This is a genomic window from Pseudomonas sp. O230, from assembly GCF_045447035.1.
GTDB lineage: Bacteria > Pseudomonadota > Gammaproteobacteria > Pseudomonadales > Pseudomonadaceae > Aquipseudomonas.
Genome location: NZ_JBJGXN010000033.1, coordinates 1 through 212, shown reverse-complemented (window position 1 = coordinate 212; position 212 = coordinate 1). Strand labels below are relative to the sequence as shown.

Annotated in this window: 1 protein-coding gene; it reads left to right on the top strand. The window is 63.7% G+C overall.

All coding sequences use genetic code 11. From position 1 onward, the window contains the following. Positions 1-212, top strand: a 212-nt coding sequence (locus ACI77H_RS30040) for a hypothetical protein (protein ID WP_407015551.1), incomplete at both ends; no start/stop codon positions are given.

Here is a 212-nt window from a genome sequence, read left to right as displayed (position 1 = left end):
ACCATCACCGGTTACAACCCGGCGACCGGCGTGGTCAGCTACAGCTACACGCTGCGTTACGACAGCGACCACCCGAATGGCGGCGGTGCCAACAGCATCTCCGAACACTTCGACGTGGTGGCCAAGGACACCGACGGCAGCACCGCGACGGGGCAGATCAACGTCAACATCGTCGATGACACGCCGAACGCCAACCCCGATGCCACCTCGGT